Source organism: Candidatus Nitrososphaera sp. 86-2 (assembly GCF_056726185.1).
Window position 1 is genome coordinate 947,905 of the sequence record NZ_JBWZON010000001.1, and the last position, 18,221, is coordinate 966,125.

The 18,221-nt window shown below is 54.3% G+C and carries 21 protein-coding genes; 6 read left to right on the forward strand and 15 right to left on the reverse strand.

What is annotated here, in order from left to right; genetic code table 11:
• Nucleotides 1-21: 21 nt before the first annotated feature.
• A complete protein-coding gene (gene cobO / locus ACYOR7_RS05775; RefSeq protein WP_294806560.1) occupies nucleotides 22-558 on the reverse strand; it encodes a cob(I)yrinic acid a,c-diamide adenosyltransferase in 537 nt (178 codons plus the stop codon).
• Between the two features lie 119 nt (nucleotides 559-677).
• Between cobO and ACYOR7_RS05780 the strand changes: the two genes are divergently transcribed.
• Together ACYOR7_RS05780 and ACYOR7_RS05785 are read left to right on the forward strand one after the other, a co-directional pair.
• Nucleotides 678-1,538, forward strand: a complete 861-nt coding sequence (locus tag ACYOR7_RS05780) for a PH domain-containing protein (RefSeq protein WP_479913367.1) — start codon at nucleotides 678-680, stop codon at nucleotides 1,536-1,538.
• 31 nt (nucleotides 1,539-1,569) lie between these two features.
• Entirely contained in the window at nucleotides 1,570-2,958 is a 1,389-nt protein-coding gene (locus ACYOR7_RS05785) for a cobyrinic acid a,c-diamide synthase CobB (protein ID WP_294806555.1), read from the forward strand.
• Here ACYOR7_RS05785 and ACYOR7_RS05790 read toward each other — a convergent pair.
• The 4 genes from ACYOR7_RS05790 to ACYOR7_RS05805 all read right to left on the reverse strand — a co-directional run bounded on the left by ACYOR7_RS05790 (nucleotide 2,943) and on the right by ACYOR7_RS05805 (nucleotide 8,340).
• On the reverse strand, nucleotides 2,943-4,370 hold the full coding sequence (locus tag ACYOR7_RS05790; RefSeq protein ID WP_479913368.1) for a precorrin-8X methylmutase: 1,428 nt from the start codon (nucleotides 4,368-4,370) through the stop codon (nucleotides 2,943-2,945). The two genes, ACYOR7_RS05785 and ACYOR7_RS05790, sit on opposite strands and share 16 nt — an antisense overlap.
• Before the next feature lie 44 nt (nucleotides 4,371-4,414).
• Nucleotides 4,415-5,488: a cobalt-precorrin 5A hydrolase gene (locus tag ACYOR7_RS05795; RefSeq protein ID WP_294808172.1), complete on the reverse strand. Its 1,074-nt coding sequence runs from the start codon at nucleotides 5,486-5,488 to the stop codon at nucleotides 4,415-4,417.
• 92 nt (nucleotides 5,489-5,580) lie between these two features.
• A complete protein-coding gene (locus ACYOR7_RS05800; protein WP_294808170.1) occupies nucleotides 5,581-7,149 on the reverse strand; it encodes an ArnT family glycosyltransferase in 1,569 nt (522 codons plus the stop codon).
• Between the two features lie 36 nt (nucleotides 7,150-7,185).
• Nucleotides 7,186-8,340: an ArnT family glycosyltransferase gene (locus tag ACYOR7_RS05805; protein WP_479913369.1), complete on the reverse strand. Its 1,155-nt coding sequence runs from the start codon at nucleotides 8,338-8,340 to the stop codon at nucleotides 7,186-7,188.
• Nucleotides 8,341-8,625: 285 nt separating this feature from the next.
• Between ACYOR7_RS05805 and ACYOR7_RS05810 the strand changes: the two genes are divergently transcribed.
• The gene (locus ACYOR7_RS05810) at nucleotides 8,626-9,078 is read left to right on the forward strand and encodes an AsnC family transcriptional regulator (protein ID WP_479913370.1); all 453 of its coding nucleotides are present in this window, start codon (nucleotides 8,626-8,628) and stop codon (nucleotides 9,076-9,078) included.
• Here the strand turns inward: ACYOR7_RS05810 and ACYOR7_RS05815 are convergent.
• The 4 genes from ACYOR7_RS05815 to ACYOR7_RS05830 all read right to left on the reverse strand — a co-directional run bounded on the left by ACYOR7_RS05815 (nucleotide 9,057) and on the right by ACYOR7_RS05830 (nucleotide 12,444).
• Nucleotides 9,057-10,172, reverse strand: a complete 1,116-nt coding sequence (locus tag ACYOR7_RS05815; RefSeq protein ID WP_366137643.1) for a cobalt-precorrin-5B (C(1))-methyltransferase — start codon at nucleotides 10,170-10,172, stop codon at nucleotides 9,057-9,059. The genes ACYOR7_RS05810 and ACYOR7_RS05815 overlap by 22 nt on opposite strands.
• Nucleotides 10,173-10,234: 62 nt before the next feature.
• Nucleotides 10,235-11,074 (reverse strand): SDR family NAD(P)-dependent oxidoreductase, encoded by an 840-nt coding sequence (locus tag ACYOR7_RS05820; protein ID WP_294805878.1) that lies wholly within the window; start codon nucleotides 11,072-11,074, stop codon nucleotides 10,235-10,237.
• On the reverse strand, nucleotides 11,041-12,180 hold the full coding sequence (metK, locus tag ACYOR7_RS05825) for a methionine adenosyltransferase (protein ID WP_294805880.1): 1,140 nt from the start codon (nucleotides 12,178-12,180) through the stop codon (nucleotides 11,041-11,043). Before metK ends, ACYOR7_RS05820 begins: the two co-directional genes overlap by 34 nt.
• Before the next feature lie 12 nt (nucleotides 12,181-12,192).
• Nucleotides 12,193-12,444, reverse strand: a complete 252-nt coding sequence (locus ACYOR7_RS05830; RefSeq protein ID WP_075053799.1) for an LSM domain-containing protein — start codon at nucleotides 12,442-12,444, stop codon at nucleotides 12,193-12,195.
• Nucleotides 12,445-12,547: 103 nt separating this feature from the next.
• On the opposite strand from ACYOR7_RS05830, the gene ACYOR7_RS05835 reads away from it, so the two are divergent.
• Together ACYOR7_RS05835 and ACYOR7_RS05840 are read left to right on the forward strand one after the other, a co-directional pair.
• The gene (locus tag ACYOR7_RS05835) at nucleotides 12,548-13,201 is read left to right on the forward strand and encodes a P-loop NTPase family protein (RefSeq protein WP_479913371.1); all 654 of its coding nucleotides are present in this window, start codon (nucleotides 12,548-12,550) and stop codon (nucleotides 13,199-13,201) included.
• A 74-nt stretch (nucleotides 13,202-13,275) separates the two neighbouring features.
• Nucleotides 13,276-14,415 carry a glycosyltransferase family 2 protein gene (locus ACYOR7_RS05840; RefSeq protein WP_366137645.1) on the forward strand — a complete coding sequence of 380 codons (1,140 nt, stop codon included), beginning with the start codon at nucleotides 13,276-13,278 and terminating at the stop codon, nucleotides 14,413-14,415.
• 276 nt (nucleotides 14,416-14,691) lie between these two features.
• Here the strand turns inward: ACYOR7_RS05840 and ACYOR7_RS05845 are convergent, their stop codons facing one another.
• Complete coding sequence (locus ACYOR7_RS05845) at nucleotides 14,692-15,675, reverse strand: hypothetical protein (protein WP_294805886.1); 984 nt, start codon at nucleotides 15,673-15,675, stop codon at nucleotides 14,692-14,694.
• A gap of 112 nt (nucleotides 15,676-15,787) precedes the next feature.
• Between ACYOR7_RS05845 and ACYOR7_RS05850 the strand changes: the two genes are divergently transcribed.
• On the forward strand, nucleotides 15,788-16,117 hold the full coding sequence (locus ACYOR7_RS05850; protein ID WP_479913372.1) for a dUTPase: 330 nt from the start codon (nucleotides 15,788-15,790) through the stop codon (nucleotides 16,115-16,117).
• Here the strand turns inward: ACYOR7_RS05850 and ACYOR7_RS05855 are convergent.
• From ACYOR7_RS05855 to ACYOR7_RS05875, 5 genes are all read right to left on the reverse strand, one after another.
• Nucleotides 16,106-16,582 carry a hypothetical protein gene (locus ACYOR7_RS05855; RefSeq protein WP_294805890.1) on the reverse strand — a complete coding sequence of 159 codons (477 nt, stop codon included), beginning with the start codon at nucleotides 16,580-16,582 and terminating at the stop codon, nucleotides 16,106-16,108. The genes ACYOR7_RS05850 and ACYOR7_RS05855 overlap by 12 nt on opposite strands.
• On the reverse strand, nucleotides 16,579-16,977 hold the full coding sequence (locus ACYOR7_RS05860) for a pyridoxamine 5'-phosphate oxidase family protein (RefSeq protein WP_294805891.1): 399 nt from the start codon (nucleotides 16,975-16,977) through the stop codon (nucleotides 16,579-16,581). Before ACYOR7_RS05860 ends, ACYOR7_RS05855 begins: the two co-directional genes overlap by 4 nt.
• Nucleotides 16,978-17,092: 115 nt before the next feature.
• The gene (locus ACYOR7_RS05865) at nucleotides 17,093-17,368 is read right to left on the reverse strand and encodes a hypothetical protein (RefSeq protein WP_294805892.1); all 276 of its coding nucleotides are present in this window, start codon (nucleotides 17,366-17,368) and stop codon (nucleotides 17,093-17,095) included.
• A 50-nt stretch (nucleotides 17,369-17,418) separates the two neighbouring features.
• A complete protein-coding gene (locus tag ACYOR7_RS05870) occupies nucleotides 17,419-18,009 on the reverse strand; it encodes a hypothetical protein (RefSeq protein ID WP_294805893.1) in 591 nt (196 codons plus the stop codon).
• A 10-nt stretch (nucleotides 18,010-18,019) separates the two neighbouring features.
• Complete coding sequence (locus tag ACYOR7_RS05875; RefSeq protein ID WP_294805894.1) at nucleotides 18,020-18,208, reverse strand: hypothetical protein; 189 nt, start codon at nucleotides 18,206-18,208, stop codon at nucleotides 18,020-18,022.
• Nucleotides 18,209-18,221: the final 13 nt, after the last annotated feature.

Here is an 18,221-nt window from a genome sequence, read left to right on the forward strand (position 1 = left end):
AGTCCATACTTTAAGGTTGCCCTAAAAGTCGACGCCCTTTCTGGCCTTTATCCCCTTCTGGTACGGATGCTTTACTTCCCTCATCTCGGTGACAAGGTCCGCCGCTTCGACCACCTTTTCGTGCGCATGGTTGCCCGTCAATACAAGCGTGGTCCTGTCTGGCTTGGCTGCAATTATGCCAAGGACATCATCTACTGGTACAAGATTGAGTTTGACTGCATAGTTCACCTCGTCAAGGATCATGACGTCATACGTCCCGGAGGCAAGCTTTTCTCTGACAAGCCCAACTGCCTCCCGTGCCGCCTTTTGGTGCTCCTCTATTGGGTGGTCGTCGTCGATGATTCCCACGAACCCCTTGCCGGCGGCTATCATCTCAAACTCGGGTTCCAGCCGTTTAGAGCTTGTCAGCTCGCCATAGTACCACTCGCCCTTGATGAACTGGATCATGCCCACCTTGTGGCCGTGGCCTACTGCCCGGAGCACTATTCCAAGCGCCGCGGTGGTCTTGCCCTTGCCCTTGCCAGTGTAGACTATGACCGGGGCCCTGTCTGGAGGCATATATGTTGTCAGTGGAGTTGAATTCGGATAAAAACCAACCTGACCTGCCCGACCCTAGTAGAAATATCCAGAACCTCCTTACATTATCTATTTTAGTAAAAAGAGTAGAGGTCTGCTAAATGATGCTAGAAAGGATGGACCCTGACATAGCCGGCCTTCTGATGCCCGGAGAGGAGATACTCTTGGTGGCTTCACAGTCCAAGGTCGCGCCCGGCGGGTCCATCTCGTCTCCGGACAGGATATACATCACCACGACTCGCGTGCTCTTTAAGGACCCCAAGATGTTTGGCCTCAGGGCAAACATCATCGCCGTGAAATATGAAGAGATTGCCACCGTTATGCTAAAGCGCGGCGTGTTTTCCACAGAGATACTCCTAAAGCCCCGCGCATCGCTCCAGCACATCGACCTGCCAGCAGTCGACAAGCAGGTAGCGCTCAGAGTAAGTTCGCTCATCCAGAAAGGCATGAGGGGCGAGCTGGCAAGCCGCAAGGCCGCGCCACCGTCTAGGCAAGAGTCCCTGCCCGAGATAAAGCCAGAGCAGGAAAAACCCAAGATAGACGCGCTTGACAGGCTCGAAAGGCTGGCTCTCATGAAGCACCAGGGCATGATAACCGAGGAAGAGTTTGACATCCTCAAGGAGGAGCTGATGCTCGGCATAAGGCCGCAGATAAGCGGCGAAACACTTGCTTCCATGCAACCGCCAGAGATGGAGCAAAAGAAGATAATAATAGAGCCTCCAAAGCCGGCGGCACAGAAAGCAGAAAAGCCAAATGAAGAAGAAAAAGAACAGGCGATTGCGTGCCGTTACTGCGGCTTTGCCTCTGTGCCCCAGGCAGCCAAGTTCTGCCCGGACTGCGGCAAGGACCTAAAGGCAGAAACCAACGTGTGGAAGATGTGCCCCGCGTGCGATTCTCTGACGACCAACGACGCGGCGTTCTGCTCTGCCTGCAGGCAAAAATTCCCCGAGACTCTAAGCTAAGTTAATAATAATACTACCCCGCAATTGTTGCGTGGTAGTCCCAAGGATAGTGGTCGCAGGGGTCACGAGCGGTGTAGGCAAGACCACTATCGCAGTCGCAATAATGCACGCCCTGCGTAAGAAAGGGCTTGTCGTACAGCCATTCAAGGTCGGGCCCGACTTTATCGACCCCTCATACCATACGCTTGTCACGGGGCGCAAGTCGCGCAACCTCGATGTGTGGCTCATGGGAAGGCGCGGGGTCATAGACTGCTTTAATTCCGCGTGCGAGGGCGCCAACGTTGCGGTCATCGAGGGCGTCATGGGCCTCTTTGATGGAATGTCTGGAAAGGACAACTTTGCAAGCACAGCCCACATGGCAAAGATGCTCGGCGCGCCCATCGTCCTCATAGTCGACGCGGGCAAGAGCGCGCGCTCTATTGCGGCGATTGCCCTTGGATTCATGCACTTTGACAGGAGTGTCAGGATAGCAGGCATCATCCTGAACAACGTGGCAAGCGACAGGCACGCAGGCTATCTCGGAGACGCGCTTGCAGGTGATGGAAAGATAAAGGCGCCGGTGCTTGGCATGATAAGGCGCAACAACGAGATAAGGATGGAGGAGCGCCACCTGGGTCTCGTGCCTGCGCAAGAGCTGCAAAAGAAAAAGCGTAAGGAGGTACTTGGCGCCGCAAGATACGTTTCAGAGCAAATAGACGTCGATTCTGTCTTGAAGGCGTGCGGTGCAGGAACGCTCCCTACTGCTGCAGCATCATCGCCCGCAGTTGAAAAGGCGCCAAAGAAAAGGACCACGATAGCAGTCGCGCTCGACGAGTCGTTCAACTTTTACTATGCCGACAACCTCGACGCGCTAAAGAGGGCGGGCGCAAGGCTGGTCTTTTTCAGCCCGGTAAACGACGCAGCGCTGCCAGAGGGAATAGATGGCATCATCCTTGGCGGCGGCTTTCCAGAAGTGCTTGCAGACAGGCTTGCAGAAAACAGGTCCATGACAAGGTCTGTTGCAAAAGCTGTAAACGTAGGTATGCCGGTGTACGGTGAGTGTGGCGGGTTGATGTACCTGACGCGCTCGATAAGCGGGTACAAGGGCGAGAAAAAAGTACGAAGGATGGCAGGGCTGATTGACGCCGACACGGTCATGACCTCGCGTCTTACGCTCAACTACACCGAGGCAGACTGCAACGGCCCGGTCTTTGGAAGAACAAACTTGCGCGGCCACGAGTTCCATTATTCTACGATAGAAGGTATTTCCAAGGACAGCAGGTTTGCGTATGCCATGAAAAAGGGAAAAGGAGTCGCTGACGGCAGAGACGGCTTTGTAATCGGCGAGGTCGGCCTTGCAGCGTACATGCACCTGCACTTTGCAAACAATGTTCTTGCAGAGAGGCTCGTGCGCAGCTGCGCGTCCTATTCGCGCCGCTGATTGTTTTGGTACAGCAATAAAAGCGCGTTGATTATCGACGACGCGGCGGGGCTCCCACCCTTTCTTCCGACGTTTGTTATGAAAGGCACGTCGGCTTTGGCAAGCGCCTCCTTTGACTCGGGCGCAGACACAAAGCCCACAGGGATTCCTACTATGAGCGCCGGCCTGACCACTCCTTCTTTTACCATCGAAATGACTTCCAAGAGCGCGGTCGGCGCGTTGCCAACGACCACAATCCCTCCATCTATCTCTTTTGCCGCGTGCCTCATGGCCATCTCTGACCGGGTCTTGCCAATCCTCTTTGCCTCCTCTGCCACGCTCCTGTCAGAGATATAGCAGGCAGTCCTGAGTCCGAGGTCGGAAAGCGACTTTTTGTTGATGGCCGCAAGCACCATATCGACGTCCGTGACTATGGTGCACCTGTTTTTGACCGCGGAAAACGCGGACTCTATCGCGCGCTCGTGGAACAGTATCTTGCCGTTTCCGGCAAATTCAAAGTCGGCCGTCGCGTGGATGACCCTGCGCACCAGTGGCCATTGTAATGAGTCATAGTTGTGCGGGCCGACCTCAGAATCAATTATCTCAAAGCTCCTCTTTTCAATGTCAAATGCCCTTTCCGTCATGCTCCTGCTTGCCGCAGTCCCGAAACTGCCGTCCGGCCCCTGGCGGTTTTCCACCTCCTTGGCGCGCTCAACTATCAGGTTTACAAGCTTGTCGTCAACGCCAAGGTGCCTTGCCATGTAAGCATTTTTGAATTGTGCTTTGTCAAGCGCAGCTGAAACGTCGTTTACCACGTCGCGCTTTATGTGGGCGCCTTTGTGCAGGAAATAGGGCATCATCAGGAGAACCTTTGGTTGTTTGGCCACCGCCTGCATTACTCCTTGCTCGATGTTTGGGCTGTCAAGCTCCAAAAAGCAATGATGCACATTTCTGTATCGCGGCCTTATCGCCTCGGCGGTGTGCACGAACGCGTCGTGTGCGTTCCTGTCGCTGCTTCCGTGCCCTATCAAGAGCACGTCGCACTGACTGTCAGGCAGGCTGACGCTTTTTTCCTTCTTTAGCTCTGCTATTCGCTCTGACACAAGTTCGGGCATCATCGGGTGATAGCTGAGCGGCCTTGTGATCACAAGTTTCAGGTTCTTGTCCCGGCCCATCTTGGCGCTCTGCCTTACTGTATCTTTTAGCTTCATGCCGGGATAGAGGAAATAGGGCATCACGGTTATCGCCTCTGCGCCGGCATCGACGCATTTTTTTATGCCCTCGCCGATGAACGGCGGGAGCACCTCAAGGAAGCAATAGTCGGCAAAGTCATAGCCTGCCTTGTCCTTTGCAAGCGCGCATATCTCCTGCATCTCCTGCCGTACCTCCGGCTCCCTGCTGCCCCTGTCGACGATAAGAAGTGCCCGCTTCAACTGCAAAAAACGTGTGCGCGCCTTGGGATAAAATATCTTTCTCGCTACTGGCCTACTGATGTAGCAGCGACCCTGCACACGGCCACGGTGAGGTTTGGAGGAAACTTTTGCTTTTGCACTATCAGTTCACCATTATTTGAGTCCAGGATGGCCGAAGCCTCTGACACGCTTGCCGTCCCCTCGAACTTTTGCACTGCCGGCGAGGGGTTTGGCACCTCCACTTTTGCCAAATCTTCCTTTTTGTATATCCGGACAGACACTCCATGCTGGCCGGCAAACTCGTCGAGGCCCTTGACCCTTGCCCCGCGGTCGACGCTTGCGATGTTGCGTACGCTCTTTAGTGCAAGGCCCTTTTCGTTGAAAACTGTCGTCACTCCAGACTCTATGACTTCCTTGCTAGTATCCCAGTGCAGGCCGATGCCGACAACGAGTGTCTTCGGCCTGTACACGACGGACTTGGCCGCAACCTCTGGATCGACTGCCCTGTCGGTGATGACAAGGGCCGCCTTAAAATCAGGCGACTTGACTTTATCGATGCTATCGACGAGTGTGACGTTTTTCGGAAGCTGTCCCTGCCACCAGCCGCGCTCGCCGGCGTCCTGATAAACGGCTATCTTTTCCTCGTTTACCATGAACGCGCTTGTACGCGTGACGTTGTCAAAATTCTCCATAGTCCATCCAAACTCCCTGCCCACCAGGTCTACCGCGATTGTTTCGTTGACGTCCGCGGCGGTGGTTATGACAGGCTTGGCTCCAAGGAATGACGCGATGAGTTTTGCAAGTGCGTTTGCGCCGCCAAGGTGGCCCGAAAGCGCGCTGATGACATAGTTTGCCCTGTCGTCTATCACAATGACTGCAGGGTCGCTCTTTTTGTCCACGAGGTGCGGCGCGACCATGCGGATGGCTGCTCCAAGCGAAAACACGCATACTAGCGCATCATGCGACTTGAACAGGCCGGCTACAAGCTGCGTGCTCTGCTCTGAAAACCAGATAATGTCGGTGCCGCCGTCGCTGTGCTTTTCCGGGACATAGACTTCCACCTCTGGCATCCTGCCCTTAATCTTTCTGGCTATCTCTATCCCGTGCTTTGTGATTGCGACGACAGCCGTCTTGGCCAAGGCAAAACTATGCACATTGCAATGGGAATTAATCTTTTGCTTCCAGTTTGTTGCGAGTTTTTCTGGCGCCGTGCGCTGCGTTTGTCGGTATATTACTTCAAGACCATTATCTTGTAGTACTCGTTTTCATAAACTGTGTTGTAGTATGTTGCAAGTTCGTCCTGCCTGTCAAGCCAGTATTTTGTCGTATTTATTGCGTCAGAGCCGGGATGGCTTGTTATCACCATCCATCTGTCATATGACCAGGGCTCCTTGAATGAAGCCTTCCATGTGCTTGGCTCGATGATTTCGTCAAAATGCCGGAGGGCTATTCCGCTAGTTACCATCACCCTTTGCTCAAGCCCCGAACCTGTCAGAATCATGATGCTGCCGTTGCCGTCGTACAGCGACTTTAACGCCTCCCCTGTTTTTATCGCAAGCTGGTTTTCCTTGACATTGTAGCCGCCCTTGGCATCGTCCAGCGTGATGACTGCGGAAAAAGCGGGCGTTGACAGTTGGTAGACAAACAGGGCGCCGATCGCGGCGGCAATGACGATGCGCTTCTTTGCCCGGCCGTCGAGCCGGGCAAGAAATATGCACGCCATCACTATTATCAGAGGCGACAGGAGCACCATAAATCGTGAGTTGAACCAATACGACATTTCTCCGATTCCAACCAGCAGTGAGGCGATTGTGAACAGGGGAGGAAGCGCCAGAAAAAGCAGCACGACCTTTTTGCCGTCGATTCGGGCCTTGCGAAAGAAATAGTACCCTGCCGCCCCCGCTCCGAGCAAGAGCGGCCCGTACATCACAAGCGCGGTGATGCCGTAGACCGATAGGACGTTCATTGGCTGCAGGAACAAGAGCTCGCGAAACGGCCTGTTCTGGGCGTACCATGAGGCAGAATAGTATTGCGCGTTGCTGAACTCGAACGGATCTCCGTAATGGTACTGGTTCCAGGCTAACCAGAATACTATGCTTGACAGCGAGAGGATGGAAGCAAGTATGGCAAGTACCTTCCGGTTGTTGCTTTCGCCCTTGTTTCTTAGCGCAAACACGCCTACCACGATTACCAGAAAGACGGGCAGGAACCAGCCTTCGTACTTGCATAGCGCGGCAAAGGACAGGAAGACCGAGCACAGTATCAGGTTTCTCAGCCTGTTGCCGTTCTGATACCACGCTTGGAAATAATAGGCAGAGGCCACGAAAAAGAGCATGAAGGGGGCCTCCGTCATTGAAGTTATCCCAAGGTACAGGATGTTGGGGTTTGTCGAGTACAGCAACGCTCCCGCAAATGCCGCGTACGACGGCATAACGGCAATGCTCGGTATTTTTAGTGCCTTTGCAATCTTGTACAGGTATACAGAGGTCAGGGCCAAGCAGGGCAGGCTCAGCGCCAGGCCCGCAAACCCTGTTGCAAAGAGCGAGTCTATCATGACGAATGGAAAGAGCAGGAAATGTGGGAGCGGCATCCACACCGTACCAATCTGGCCCAGACCGGGGTTTTCGCCCCAATCTGCGAACTTTCTGGCCGCGACTGAATGCGAGACGGCGTCCCAGTAATAGAGGAGCATATACTTGTCGACTATGAAATACAGGTACAGCGCCACTGCCAGCCCGATGGCGATGACAGCCAAGAAGATTATCACGGGTTCTCTTTTGTGGACTGCCACCTGCAGCATATGTGTCCGGAAAACTTTGTTAGGATAAAAGCCTTGTCAAGGAACATTCTTTTGCCGTACGTCTATAGCGTCTCCCTGGTTGTTCAGCGCCATGCTGGTGTATGGATATATGCTGACATCATAGTTTCTGGAGCTGCCGTAAAAAGTCCTGACGCTTGCGGTGCTGTCGTATGCCTGCCCTATCTGCGTCTCATTGATGCTTCCCTGCAGGTGGGGCTCTGACACGAGCACCACCTTGGCCGTCTTGATTGTAGAGTACAGGACATCTCGGTAGTCATTCATGGCATAAGGCATGTGATACGCAAAGATGTAAGGCCACGCATAGACAGGGTTTGCAATTATCGTCGTGTCCTTGTCTGCTATCGACAGGACAAACGCCGTGGCCTCAAACTGGCCCGACGTCACGTTGGTGGTTATCAACAGCGTGGTGCTCACCAGCCCAAAAATTATCACTGAAGCCGCTATGCCGTATCCTACCAAGTGACGCCTCGGCTTGATTTTGTCGATGATGTCGTTCAGCCACAGGGCTGCCGCGATGCAAAACACGGGCAGCGCCGGGAGAATGTGGAAATACTGCACATATCCTATGAGCCACAGAAATGCCAAGAGAGGTCCTAGCCAAAACAGGATAAACAGGTCTTTTTTCAGGACGGCGCACCCTACTCCAAGGATGCCCACCGCCAAAAGGACAGGGTCGATGACAAAAAAGATCCAAAAGACACCTGCGACACCATAGCTGTGCCTTTGAGTCTGCGCCAGAACGCCTTTGACCCAGTTGTCAAACGAATCCGTGGATATGCTCTGAAGGGGCCACAGCAAAGGAATCAGGACCACGGGAATGAGCCAGATGCCGACGTTTCGCAGCCTGCTTTTTCTGCTTCCCTTGCTGCCGGCGTAAACCAAAAAGCCGACAAGGGGGATCATGGTGAAAACAGGAATCTTGGTGAAAATTGCCAGACCCAGGCACACGCCTGAAAGCAATGCCCGCAGGTACTGTTTTTGGTTTGAGCGCGCCATATAAAGCGCAAGCAGGATCGAGGATAGCAGGAAAGGCATCAGCAACGGCTCTAGCAGTATCCGTCGGAGAAGCCGGCTCATTGGCATCACCGCAAACAGCAGCGAGGCAAGCAACGCTATACGCGTGTTGTACTTGTATTCGGCAATCTTGTAGACTAGGAACGTATCAAGCACGGCCAGCAATCCCATCCATATCTTTGGGATGAGGTAGAGTTCTTCGATTGACTAGACCGAAGCGGACGGATGCAGAGAATCTGGAAAGCCCGTGGCGTTCCAGAGGTGCGTAAAAGAGGACAGGATTATTGGGATAAAGATAATCATCGAATATTTTTTCTTGCTGACAGTAACAGAAAGCAAAAACAGGTATGCAAAGAACTAGCGACTATAAAAAATCTATCGAGGTTCAGCGCGTAACGAGGGTCAAGATTAAAAGAACAGTCGTGCAATGTACATGCACTATTGCCAGTCCAGCTTGACGACACGGACGTTGCGATACTAAAGTCATTGATGGCAGACGGACGCAAGTCTTTCCGGGCAATATCCCGGGAAATCAAGGTGAGCACGCCCACGGTCAAGGCTAGGTACGAACGCCTCGTCAACATCGGACTCATCAAGGCAGTCAGGCCTGAGCTAGACTTGTCCAAGGTAGACAAAAAGGATGGCGAGATTGGCGACGCGCTCCAAGAGCTAAAGAAGCAGAAAAAGCACTTTCACGTGCGCGTAGACGGCCTGAAGGTGAAACTGAAATGCGACTTTTGCGGCGGGCCGGTCCACGGCAAACCAAAGGTGCTCAGGTTTGCAAGGTTCGAGCGGTTCTTTTGCTGCGTGCAATGCAGGGCGTCGTACAAGGAAAAGTACGGCGGAAGGATAGAGATGCTGCTAAAGCGCAGTCATGAGGAAGGAGAAGGATAGCGCGCAAGAATTTTTCCGTCAAAGTCAAACATGATGATTTCAAGTGCTAGCTGCCCCTTTGAATGCTCGTGCATCTGCGCGTACACTTTTTTGCAAAGCAGACCATAAAAGCCAGAGACGTTGTTTTTTGCCACTATCTCGCCTGCGTGCCGGGCGGTGTTTGCCTGCCTTATTTCCGCTACGATTGGCGCGGTCGCGCCGCACTGCTCGGCAAGGCCGGCCATGAAATCAAGGCTTACGTGCGAGCCCCGCACGTGCGTCTGCTTTATCCCCATTGCCATCTTGGTCAGTTTCCCGATAAAGCCGGCGATGACTGCCTTTTTGATGTTCTTTGCAGCGCACTGCTTGACCGAATATCCGGCAAAGTCTCCCATCTGCACAAAGCTGTGCTCACGAAGGTTTGGAAATAGCGCCTTGGCAAAATCCTCACTCCTCCCGCCGGTTGTCAGGACGGCGGTGTCGGCCCCCATCGCGATTGCCACGTCAAGGCTCTGCCGTATCGCTGCTGCAAACGACGCGGTAGAATATGGTAGCACTATGCCAGTCGTTCCGAGTATCGAGATTCCGCCCATTATTCCAAGGCGCGGGTTATCCGTCTTTTTTGCAAGCTCTTCCCCCTTTGGAACCCAGACCACAACGTCTACGCCCCTTGCCTTCAACTGCTCGTGCGCTGCTTCGCCCACAGCCTGTACGAGCATCTTTGTCGGAGTCGGATTTATAGCGGCCTTGCCCATCTCTAGGCCGAGGCCGGGCTTGGTCACCCGGCCGACTCCCTTACCGCCGTCTATGTTTATCGCGCCGGGTTTGCCGCTGAACGAGACGGTTGAGCAGATCTCCGCCCCATGCGTGACATCGGGGTCGTCGCCACCGTCCTTTATCGCGGCGCATGTCGCTTTGTCGCTTTCAATCTTTGTCCACGCTATCTTTAGCGTCGCAGTCCTGCCCTTTGGCAGTGACACGTCAACCTGCTCCACAGGCCTGCTTGTTATGAGCGCCAAGAGCGCGGCCTTGGTCGCCGCCGTTGCAGTGGTTCCGGTGGTATAGCCGGTGCGCAGGACGCCTTTTTTCTTTTTTTCCTCGACCTCTGCAGGCAGTTCCTGCTCCTGCTCTGCCAGCTCTAGGTCGTTATTATTTTCATCATCAGTAGTGGCAGAAGTCACAGAAGCACCGCCCCACCGTCAATTACTATCGTGTTGCCTGTAGCAAAGGAAAAGTCCTCGCCTGCAAGGCTCGCCGCGACTCTTGCGACTTCTCGTGGTTTTCCCCACCGCTTCATCGCGTTTTCCTGCGCTGCTTGTCTGCGCGCCTTTTCGTCCATTGAGTCAAAGGTCGCGTTGGTGGCAATGTTGCCAAGCGCAAGCGAGTAGGCGCGAATTCCCCTGTTGCCGTATTCAAGCGCGACATGCTTTGTCATGGCGATGATGCCGGCCTTGGCAAGGGTGTAGGGCGCGCCCTCGACGTGGCCTGCTATTGCAGGGGTAGACGAGATGCTGATGATAACACCGCTCTTTTTCCTTACCATCACAGGAAGCACCGCGCGTGTCAGGCGGAACGTGCCTTTTAGGTCAACGTCAAGGATGCGGTCAAACTCTTCGTCCGTGACCTCGTGCATCTCCTTGTACCACGTTTTTTTGTCAAAGGGGTAGCCGGCGTTGTTGACTAGGACGTCTATCCTGCCATGCCCTGCGACTGCGTCTTTCACAAAGGCTCTGACGCTTGCAGGGCTTGAAATGTCGAGTGAAAAAGGGTGAGCATTCTTGCCGACCTTCTTTGCGGCGTCGCCGGCGCTCTTGATGTCCCGGGAGCACAAAAGGACAGCGGCGCCTCTCCTTGCAAACTCTAGAGCCATTTCAAAGCCGATGCCCCGCGTGGCGCCCGTGATTGCCGCAACTTTGCCCTTCAATGGCAGATGGTAGATGATGGACATTATTATTTTAGATTGCTTGCGGCCGCTATACTCTGCTACAGCTGGGACGCCTTGTCTGTCTTTTCCCACGTAAAGCCCGGCTCGCTCCTTCCAAAGTGGCCGTATGCCGCAGTCTTGCGGTAGACGGGGCGTTTCAGGTCAAGCGTCTTGATGATGCCAGCAGGCTTCATGTCAAAGACCTTGCGGACCCGTGCCTCTATCTCCTCTTCAGGCGCTTTGCCCGTACCGAACGTGTCTACCATTATGGACACGGGCTCGGCGACTCCGATTGCGTACGCTACCTGCACCTCGCACTTGTCTGCAAGGCCGGCAGCGACCACGTTCTTGGCGACGTACCTTGCCATGTAGCACGCCGACCTGTCGACCTTTGACGGGTCCTTGCCCGAGAATGCGCCTCCGCCGTGCCTGCCCATGCCGCCGTACGTATCTGCGATTATCTTGCGGCCTGTGAGGCCTGTGTCGCCAGGAGGTCCACCTATCACGAATCTGCCGGTCGGGTTGACGAGGTATTTTGTCTTGTCGTCCACCCACTCGCCGCACACCGGCTTGATTATCTTGCTTATTACTTCCTCGCGCAGCTGGTCCATGCTAATATCGGGCGAATGCTGTGTTGATACTACGACCGTGTCGATGCGCTTTGGAACGCCGTTTTCATAGACGACTGACACCTGCGACTTGCCGTCAGGCCTGAGCCAGCCAAGCTCCTTGCTCTTTCTCGATTGCGAGAGTTTCATTGAGAGCTGGTGGGCCATTGTTATCGGGAGGGGCATCAGCTGCGGAGTCTCGTTGGTGGCATAGCCGAACATGAGACCTTGGTCGCCGGCGCCCTGCTCCTTCTTTTCAGTCGCAGTCACGCCCATCGAGATGTCAGGGCTTTGCTCGTGCAGTGCTGCAAGCACAGAGCACGAGTCGCAGTCAAAGCCGTAATCAGGCTTGTCGTAGCCGATCTCGCGGATTGTGTCGCGGACTATTTTCTGCACGTCGACCCTGCCCTTTGACGTCACCTCGCCGGCCACAAAGACGATGCCAGTGGTGGTCATCGATTCGGCGGCGACGCGGGAATCTGGGTCCTGCCTGAGAAACTCGTCGAGAAGCGCGTCAGAAATCTGGTCGCACACCTTGTCCGGATGACCCTCTGTGACGCTTTCAGAAGTAAACAGCCAGCGCTTTACCATTTAGGCACCACGCTAGAGGTCTTTTTCAAGCCTGATGAACAGAACGTTGTTGCCCCGGATGACTACTTTGCCGTAGTTGGCCATCACGTCGGCGCCGTTGAACTCTTCTGCGTCAGTAAGTATCAGGTTCATGTAAGAATCGACGTTGTTCATCCTCCCCTTGTACTCTATCTCACTCTTCAGGCGCACTGCGACCTTGCGGTTGAGCGATCTCTGCAGAATCGAAAGGGGACGTTTTGGTTGTTGAGATGACGGAGAAGACACGCTAGTTAATCACTTTGGAGGACGTAGGTTCTCGCCGCAAATAAAAAGGTTCCCTTGCTCCCTTAATTCATAAAAAGGCCGCATCCCAGATGAGAATGAGGATATGTTCATCCAGACCGGCTCGCAGTCGCTTGACTTACTCCTTGGAGGCGGCGTCAGGACAGGGATGGTCATCGACGTGTACGGCGAAAGCGGCTCAGGCAAGTCGCAGTTGTGCTTCTCGTTGTGCGCGAATTGCACGAAGGCAGGTTTTCGCGCGTTTTTCGTGGACACTGCCGGCACGTTCCGGCCCGAGCGCGTCTGCGAGATGGCAGGAACGACAAAGGTCCTAGACAGGATAACGTTCGTGCGGGCGCTCAACACCAAGGACCAGATAGGCGTAGTCGAAAGGGCGCGGGACGCAGACGCCCGGCTCTTGATAGTCGACACGCTGACGTCTCTTTTCTCGGCCGAGTATTCCGGCCCGGCAAGGCACCTTGCAGTCATGTCTCATTTGCACGACCTTGCAACATTTGCAATAGGTGCCGACTGCGCGGTGGTAGTGACAAACATGGTAAGAAACGCGCCCACCGAGACTGGCAAATCCATACAGCGAGAGTACCTTGGGAGCTCGGTTTCGATATACTCGCACGTCAGGATGAAACTCTCCACGGAGGACCCCTCCAGAGGGCGGTTTCATGCTGCGCTCTTGCAGCCGCCTGGCGGCAGCGCGCAGTTTGCAATCACTTCACGTGGCCTGTTGGACAGAGGAGACTAACCGTTTTATAGAACGGCAGTCTAAAAACAACCGTGGACGTTTCGCCGCAGGAACTTGTCGTCAAGCAGGACAAGATGCCGCTTTCAGTCATCCTGCCCACGTACAACGAGTCGCAAAACATCTCCAAGATGCTAGACTCGATTGCAGAGGCGCTCCCGCGCAACGCGCCTGCTGAAATCATAGTAGTCGACGACAACTCGCCCGACGGAACCGCGGACATTGCGGCCAACCACGCCAAGAACCTCGGCATCCACGACAAGCGCCTGCACATACGCGTCGTGCGCAGGCAGGGCAAGCAGGGCCTCAGTTCTGCAATCCTTGCAGGCGTCCATGAGGCGACGGGCGAGGTGGTCGTGGTCATGGACAGCGACCTTTCCCATCCTGCACACACCATACCCAAGATGCTTGAGGAGATAAGACAATCAAGGTGCGACATCGTAGTCGCCTCCAGGTACATCAAGGGAGGCGCCATATCGGGCTGGCCCTTCAAGCGCAAGCTCATGAGCAAGGGCGCGACCAAGATAGCAAAGTACAGCCTCGGCATCAAGATAAAGGACCCCATGTCCGGCTTTTTCGCGTTCCGCCGGCACATCATCCATGGGATAAAGTTCGACTCTATCGGCTACAAGATGCTCCTAGAGATGCTAGTCAAGGTCAGAGGGGCGAGGATAAAAGAGATACCCTATACGTTTACAAACAGGTGCGCCGGCGCAAGCAAACTCGACTCGAAGGTGATGTTTGACTATATACGCGCGGTATGGCGCCTATACCGCTACGGCAGGGCCGCATCAAGCGAGCGCAGGACCTCTGTTCGCTTTTTCTCAAAGGCAGGCAGGTTCTACACGGTCGGGGCAAGCGGCCTTTTGGTCAACTATGTCGTCTCGTTCATACTTTCGGCGCTTTTCCCGGGCATCTGGTACCTGCACGCGACGGTGGTCGGCATCATATTCTCGATTACGTCCAACTTTGTCCTCAACAAGATCTGGACGTTTGAAGACAGAGACTTTGCAGCCAGAAAGACGCTTTTGCAGTACGGCATGTTTGCCGGCTTTTCCGCGTTTGGCGCGCTGGTGCAGCTTGGCATAGTGTACGCGCTGGTCGAGACGAGCGAGCTTAGCTATCCATTTGCACTCATTGTAGCTGTCGCCACCGCATCGCTGGGCAACTTTCTCCTGAACAAAAAGTGGACGTTCAAGGAAAAAGTGTGGAGTTAGTTCGACAAGTGACTATTTATATCGACCCCGAATGTGAATTATAACCTACAACAATCTTTTTTGTATGAAATTTATACTATAATTCCACCCTATTAGCATAATTCTAAAATCTTATGTTGGAAAGACTTAATAATTTATCACATCAATTCCAAACAACGAAATAAACTAACTAGATAGGGACCCCCCGTATCACCGGCGCGGCGCGTGGCCGGCCTTTCGATAGGGGGATGACCCTATCTAACCGGCTTTATTACTGTGAGATAATTTTTGAAAATATCAGTTGGACCTGCGCTTTCTTGGCTCTATCAGGCCCATCAGCTGGTAGCCATATTCCAGGTTGTGCTTGACGTGGTTGATGCCGTGCGTTCCGTGCGGGACGAACTTGCCGTCAAGCACGTTCTCGATGTACGTCTTGGCTTTGCGTATCGAGTTGGCGGCGTGCTGTAGCTGGTTGTCGGTGAGCTTGCGGCCAAGGTCCTTTTCCACTTCTTTCTTCAGGTCCTCCGGCCTTGCCAGCTTGCCATACTTTTGCAGGCGCTTGTGGTTGACCGAAAGGTCGGTTATCTTTTTCACGTCGGCGGCGGGCAGGCTTGAAAGCGACAGCTCTAGTTCCTTCTTTGACCTGCCTGTGATGATTGCAAGATTGTCTACAAGGTCGTCGCTGAACATCACCGGCGCGGCGGGCTGGCTTGTGGACCTCCTTGCTCCCTCTGTCGCGGGCCTTGACGCATAGCTGGCCAATGGGTCTTCAAAAGGCGCGCCGGCCTTGCGCTCCTGATAGTAGCGCTCGATGCCATAGACGCCTACCGCCTCGCCCCGCGTGTCTACGCCCTTGTCCAGTATCGAGATGACATCAACTATTATCCGGGGAAAGTGCAGCTTCAACTGCGCAGACGCCTTGGGATAGTTTTCCATGATGTCCATGTAGATGTAAAACGTGGCGTCGTTTACGGCCTTTGTACCTGCCCTCTTTGAGTCCATGCCCTTTGCTGCAACTGTCAAAAAGTCGCACAGGTCCGATTGCGAAAACGTGTGGCCCGATACAGTGCAGGCATCGGCCACCGCCTTGATGGAGGCTATCCACTTGCCGTACGCGTTGACAGTTGCGAGCGACACGTTGCCCACAAACTCTACTGCCTTTTTGCGGATCTCGGCATCCTCTATCTTTAGCATGTCAAGCGATGACGAAAGAATGTTTCCGAGCGAAGCGGAATCTTCGAGCCTTGGTGAGGTTGTAGCAGGTTGCCTGCCAGAAGCCATAGCGAGCTGTACTATCACCACATGCCTTAAAGCTTTCGCAACACCTCGACACTAGTCGGACAATCATCATAAGCAGCAACTATTTACCTGCCCGCCCAAGACACAAAGCACGATGGACACGCTAGAGACGATATTTTCCATGCAGAAAGAGCTTGCAGGCATGATGGACTTGTCGAGATATCCCGCGACGGCCGAGGGCAAAGTCTCGGCTCTTTCCACCGCGATAATCCACGAAGCGGTGGAGCTTCAGCGCCTGACTAACTGGAAGTGGTGGAAAAAGCCTTCCGGCTTTGACGAGGCGGCTGCAAGGGAGGAGTTGATAGACATCTGGCACTTTGTTGTGCAGGCGTCTCTGGAACTTGGCATGACGCCGCAGGGCATACTCGATGAATACAAAAAGAAAAACCAGGTAAACCGCGACAGGCAAAAGTCAGGCTATTAATGGCGCTAACTTTTCGAGGTCGGTGACTCCGGTCATGTCGATTATCTTGACCTGCTTCCGGAACGCCTCGACCTTTTCCCGTGGAGACAAGAGTATAGGGTACGGGCCTTCTGCCCCGATTATCCTGCCCTGCCCATCGATGCCGTTTCTGTGCAGGGCCAAAAGCGCATGGCCTGCCATGTGCCCCTTCACCTCTCTGCCGCACACCACTATCCGCTTCAGGCCAGGGTGTGCAAAAGCGTAATCGATGATGGCATCGATGCCCTTGTTCTCGGACAAGAGCCGGCCGGCTATCGCGACCTTGCCCATTATTTCAGACTTGGAAATCTCTTCAAGAAGGTCTATGCTGCCAAGGGTGCATATTGCCACCTCTTTGCCCCTGCCCTCGAAACTCTCGTGCTTGACTGGTATGAGCGCCTCGCAAATCTTGCCTGCCGCGTCGTCAAACTTTTTCTTAAAAGTCATAGGCCCCAGCTGACCTTGTTTGTAGGAACCACGCGCACAAAGGGCGCCTCGCCCTCCTTCCAGGGGTCGAGCCTGACCCACGCAAACCTGTCGTGGAAGATCTTGTATAGGCGCGCAAACTCTTTGCCCCTCTCTATTATCTCGGCCATGCCCTGCACGCATACCGCCTTGTTGCCAACCGAGCTGTCATAGATGTCGACTGCAAGCGCGACTTTGTCATTTTTCTTTACGTTCTCTAGCTTCCGGGTTTCAAGGTCCGTGGCAAAGTAGAACGCGCCGGCCTCAAACACGTACGACACAGGGACTACGTGCGGAGTGTTATCGTGGCAGGTCGCAAGCCTGCAAGCCTCGTTTGCAAGCAGGAACTCTTTTTCGGCCTTGGTAAACGAGATCAATTATACAGGAATTTCCTGTTTCTCGTATTTATTATAGCCGGCGCGAAGCAGAGGGTGGCAACAGCCCGCGCCCTTGCGCTGGACCCAAAGATCCTCCTGATAGATGAGCCTTTTGCTAGCCCGGCGCTGCCGCCTTGGATTCGCGCCAGCGGCTGTAGCGGATCATCAATATCCCTGCCGCAATAACGATGAGCGAAAGCGCAAGGAATGCAGGGGAAAACACCGGCTGCAGCTGCCCCGGCGCGGCTGACGAGTACTCGCACTTGCCGCCATCGCAGATCTTGGCCACCGGGAACACCAGAAGCACGATGACAAACGTAACGAGCAGCGCGACTCCTGCTGCGGACACTATTGCGCCCGACTTGGCCAGCAGTTCGATGCCGGTAGCCAACGCAGACCGTTGCGCCTTGGGAGCACATAACTATTTCCGCTCAGCTCAGATCAGAGGCTGGTCGCGTCCAAGGTCGAGTACTTGCAGCCGTCGCTCGTTGTGCGCTTGAACTGGCTGTCAAAGTAGAGGAACGGCTTGCCCTTGTCCTGATGCTGCCGCCAGAGGTCGTGGACGTTTTCAAAGTACTCTTTCTTTTTGCGCCCCTGCATCCGCAGGATCTCGTGCGAAAGCACGTGCGAAATGCGCGGGCAGTTTTCCTCCGCAAACATGGCGTTGCGCTTTGTCTCCGATCCTTCCTTCGGCCTGTTCCAGAACGCAAGGCCAAAGTTGTCGGTGGTGTAACCCTCTGTCTTGCAGTCCGTGAAAAACGGCTTGAACGGAGTCAGGTAAAAGTGGTATATGTCATGGCCTCTGCTTTCGTGGTCGCGCAGGAAAAGCGCAAGCGACATCCTGTCAAACAGCTTGCCCGGTATCACGGGCAGTATGTCTGCTTCCACTGCTATGTCAAAGTCGTAATAGCGCCTTATCCACCACTTGAAAAAGCGCGCCATGGAAGACACGTAGCCCCAGTCCTCGGCCTGCAGGCGCACCCATTCGTCATTGCGGGCGACATAAATGAAGAACAGTTTCTCTGCTTTCAAGGCCATGCTACTACTCGTGATGGTGACCGTGCATGTTGCTGCCTCCGCAGCTGCAGCTGTGCTCGTCCTCGCCCCCCATCCAGCCTATCCTTTCGGGCTGCGGGTGGCTCTTGCTCACGTGCTTGGTCAGCTTGTAGTCAGAGTCAAAAGTCTCGCCGCAGACGTTGCAGGTCAAAAGAACGCGGAACTCTTTCAACATGCCATGATTAAAT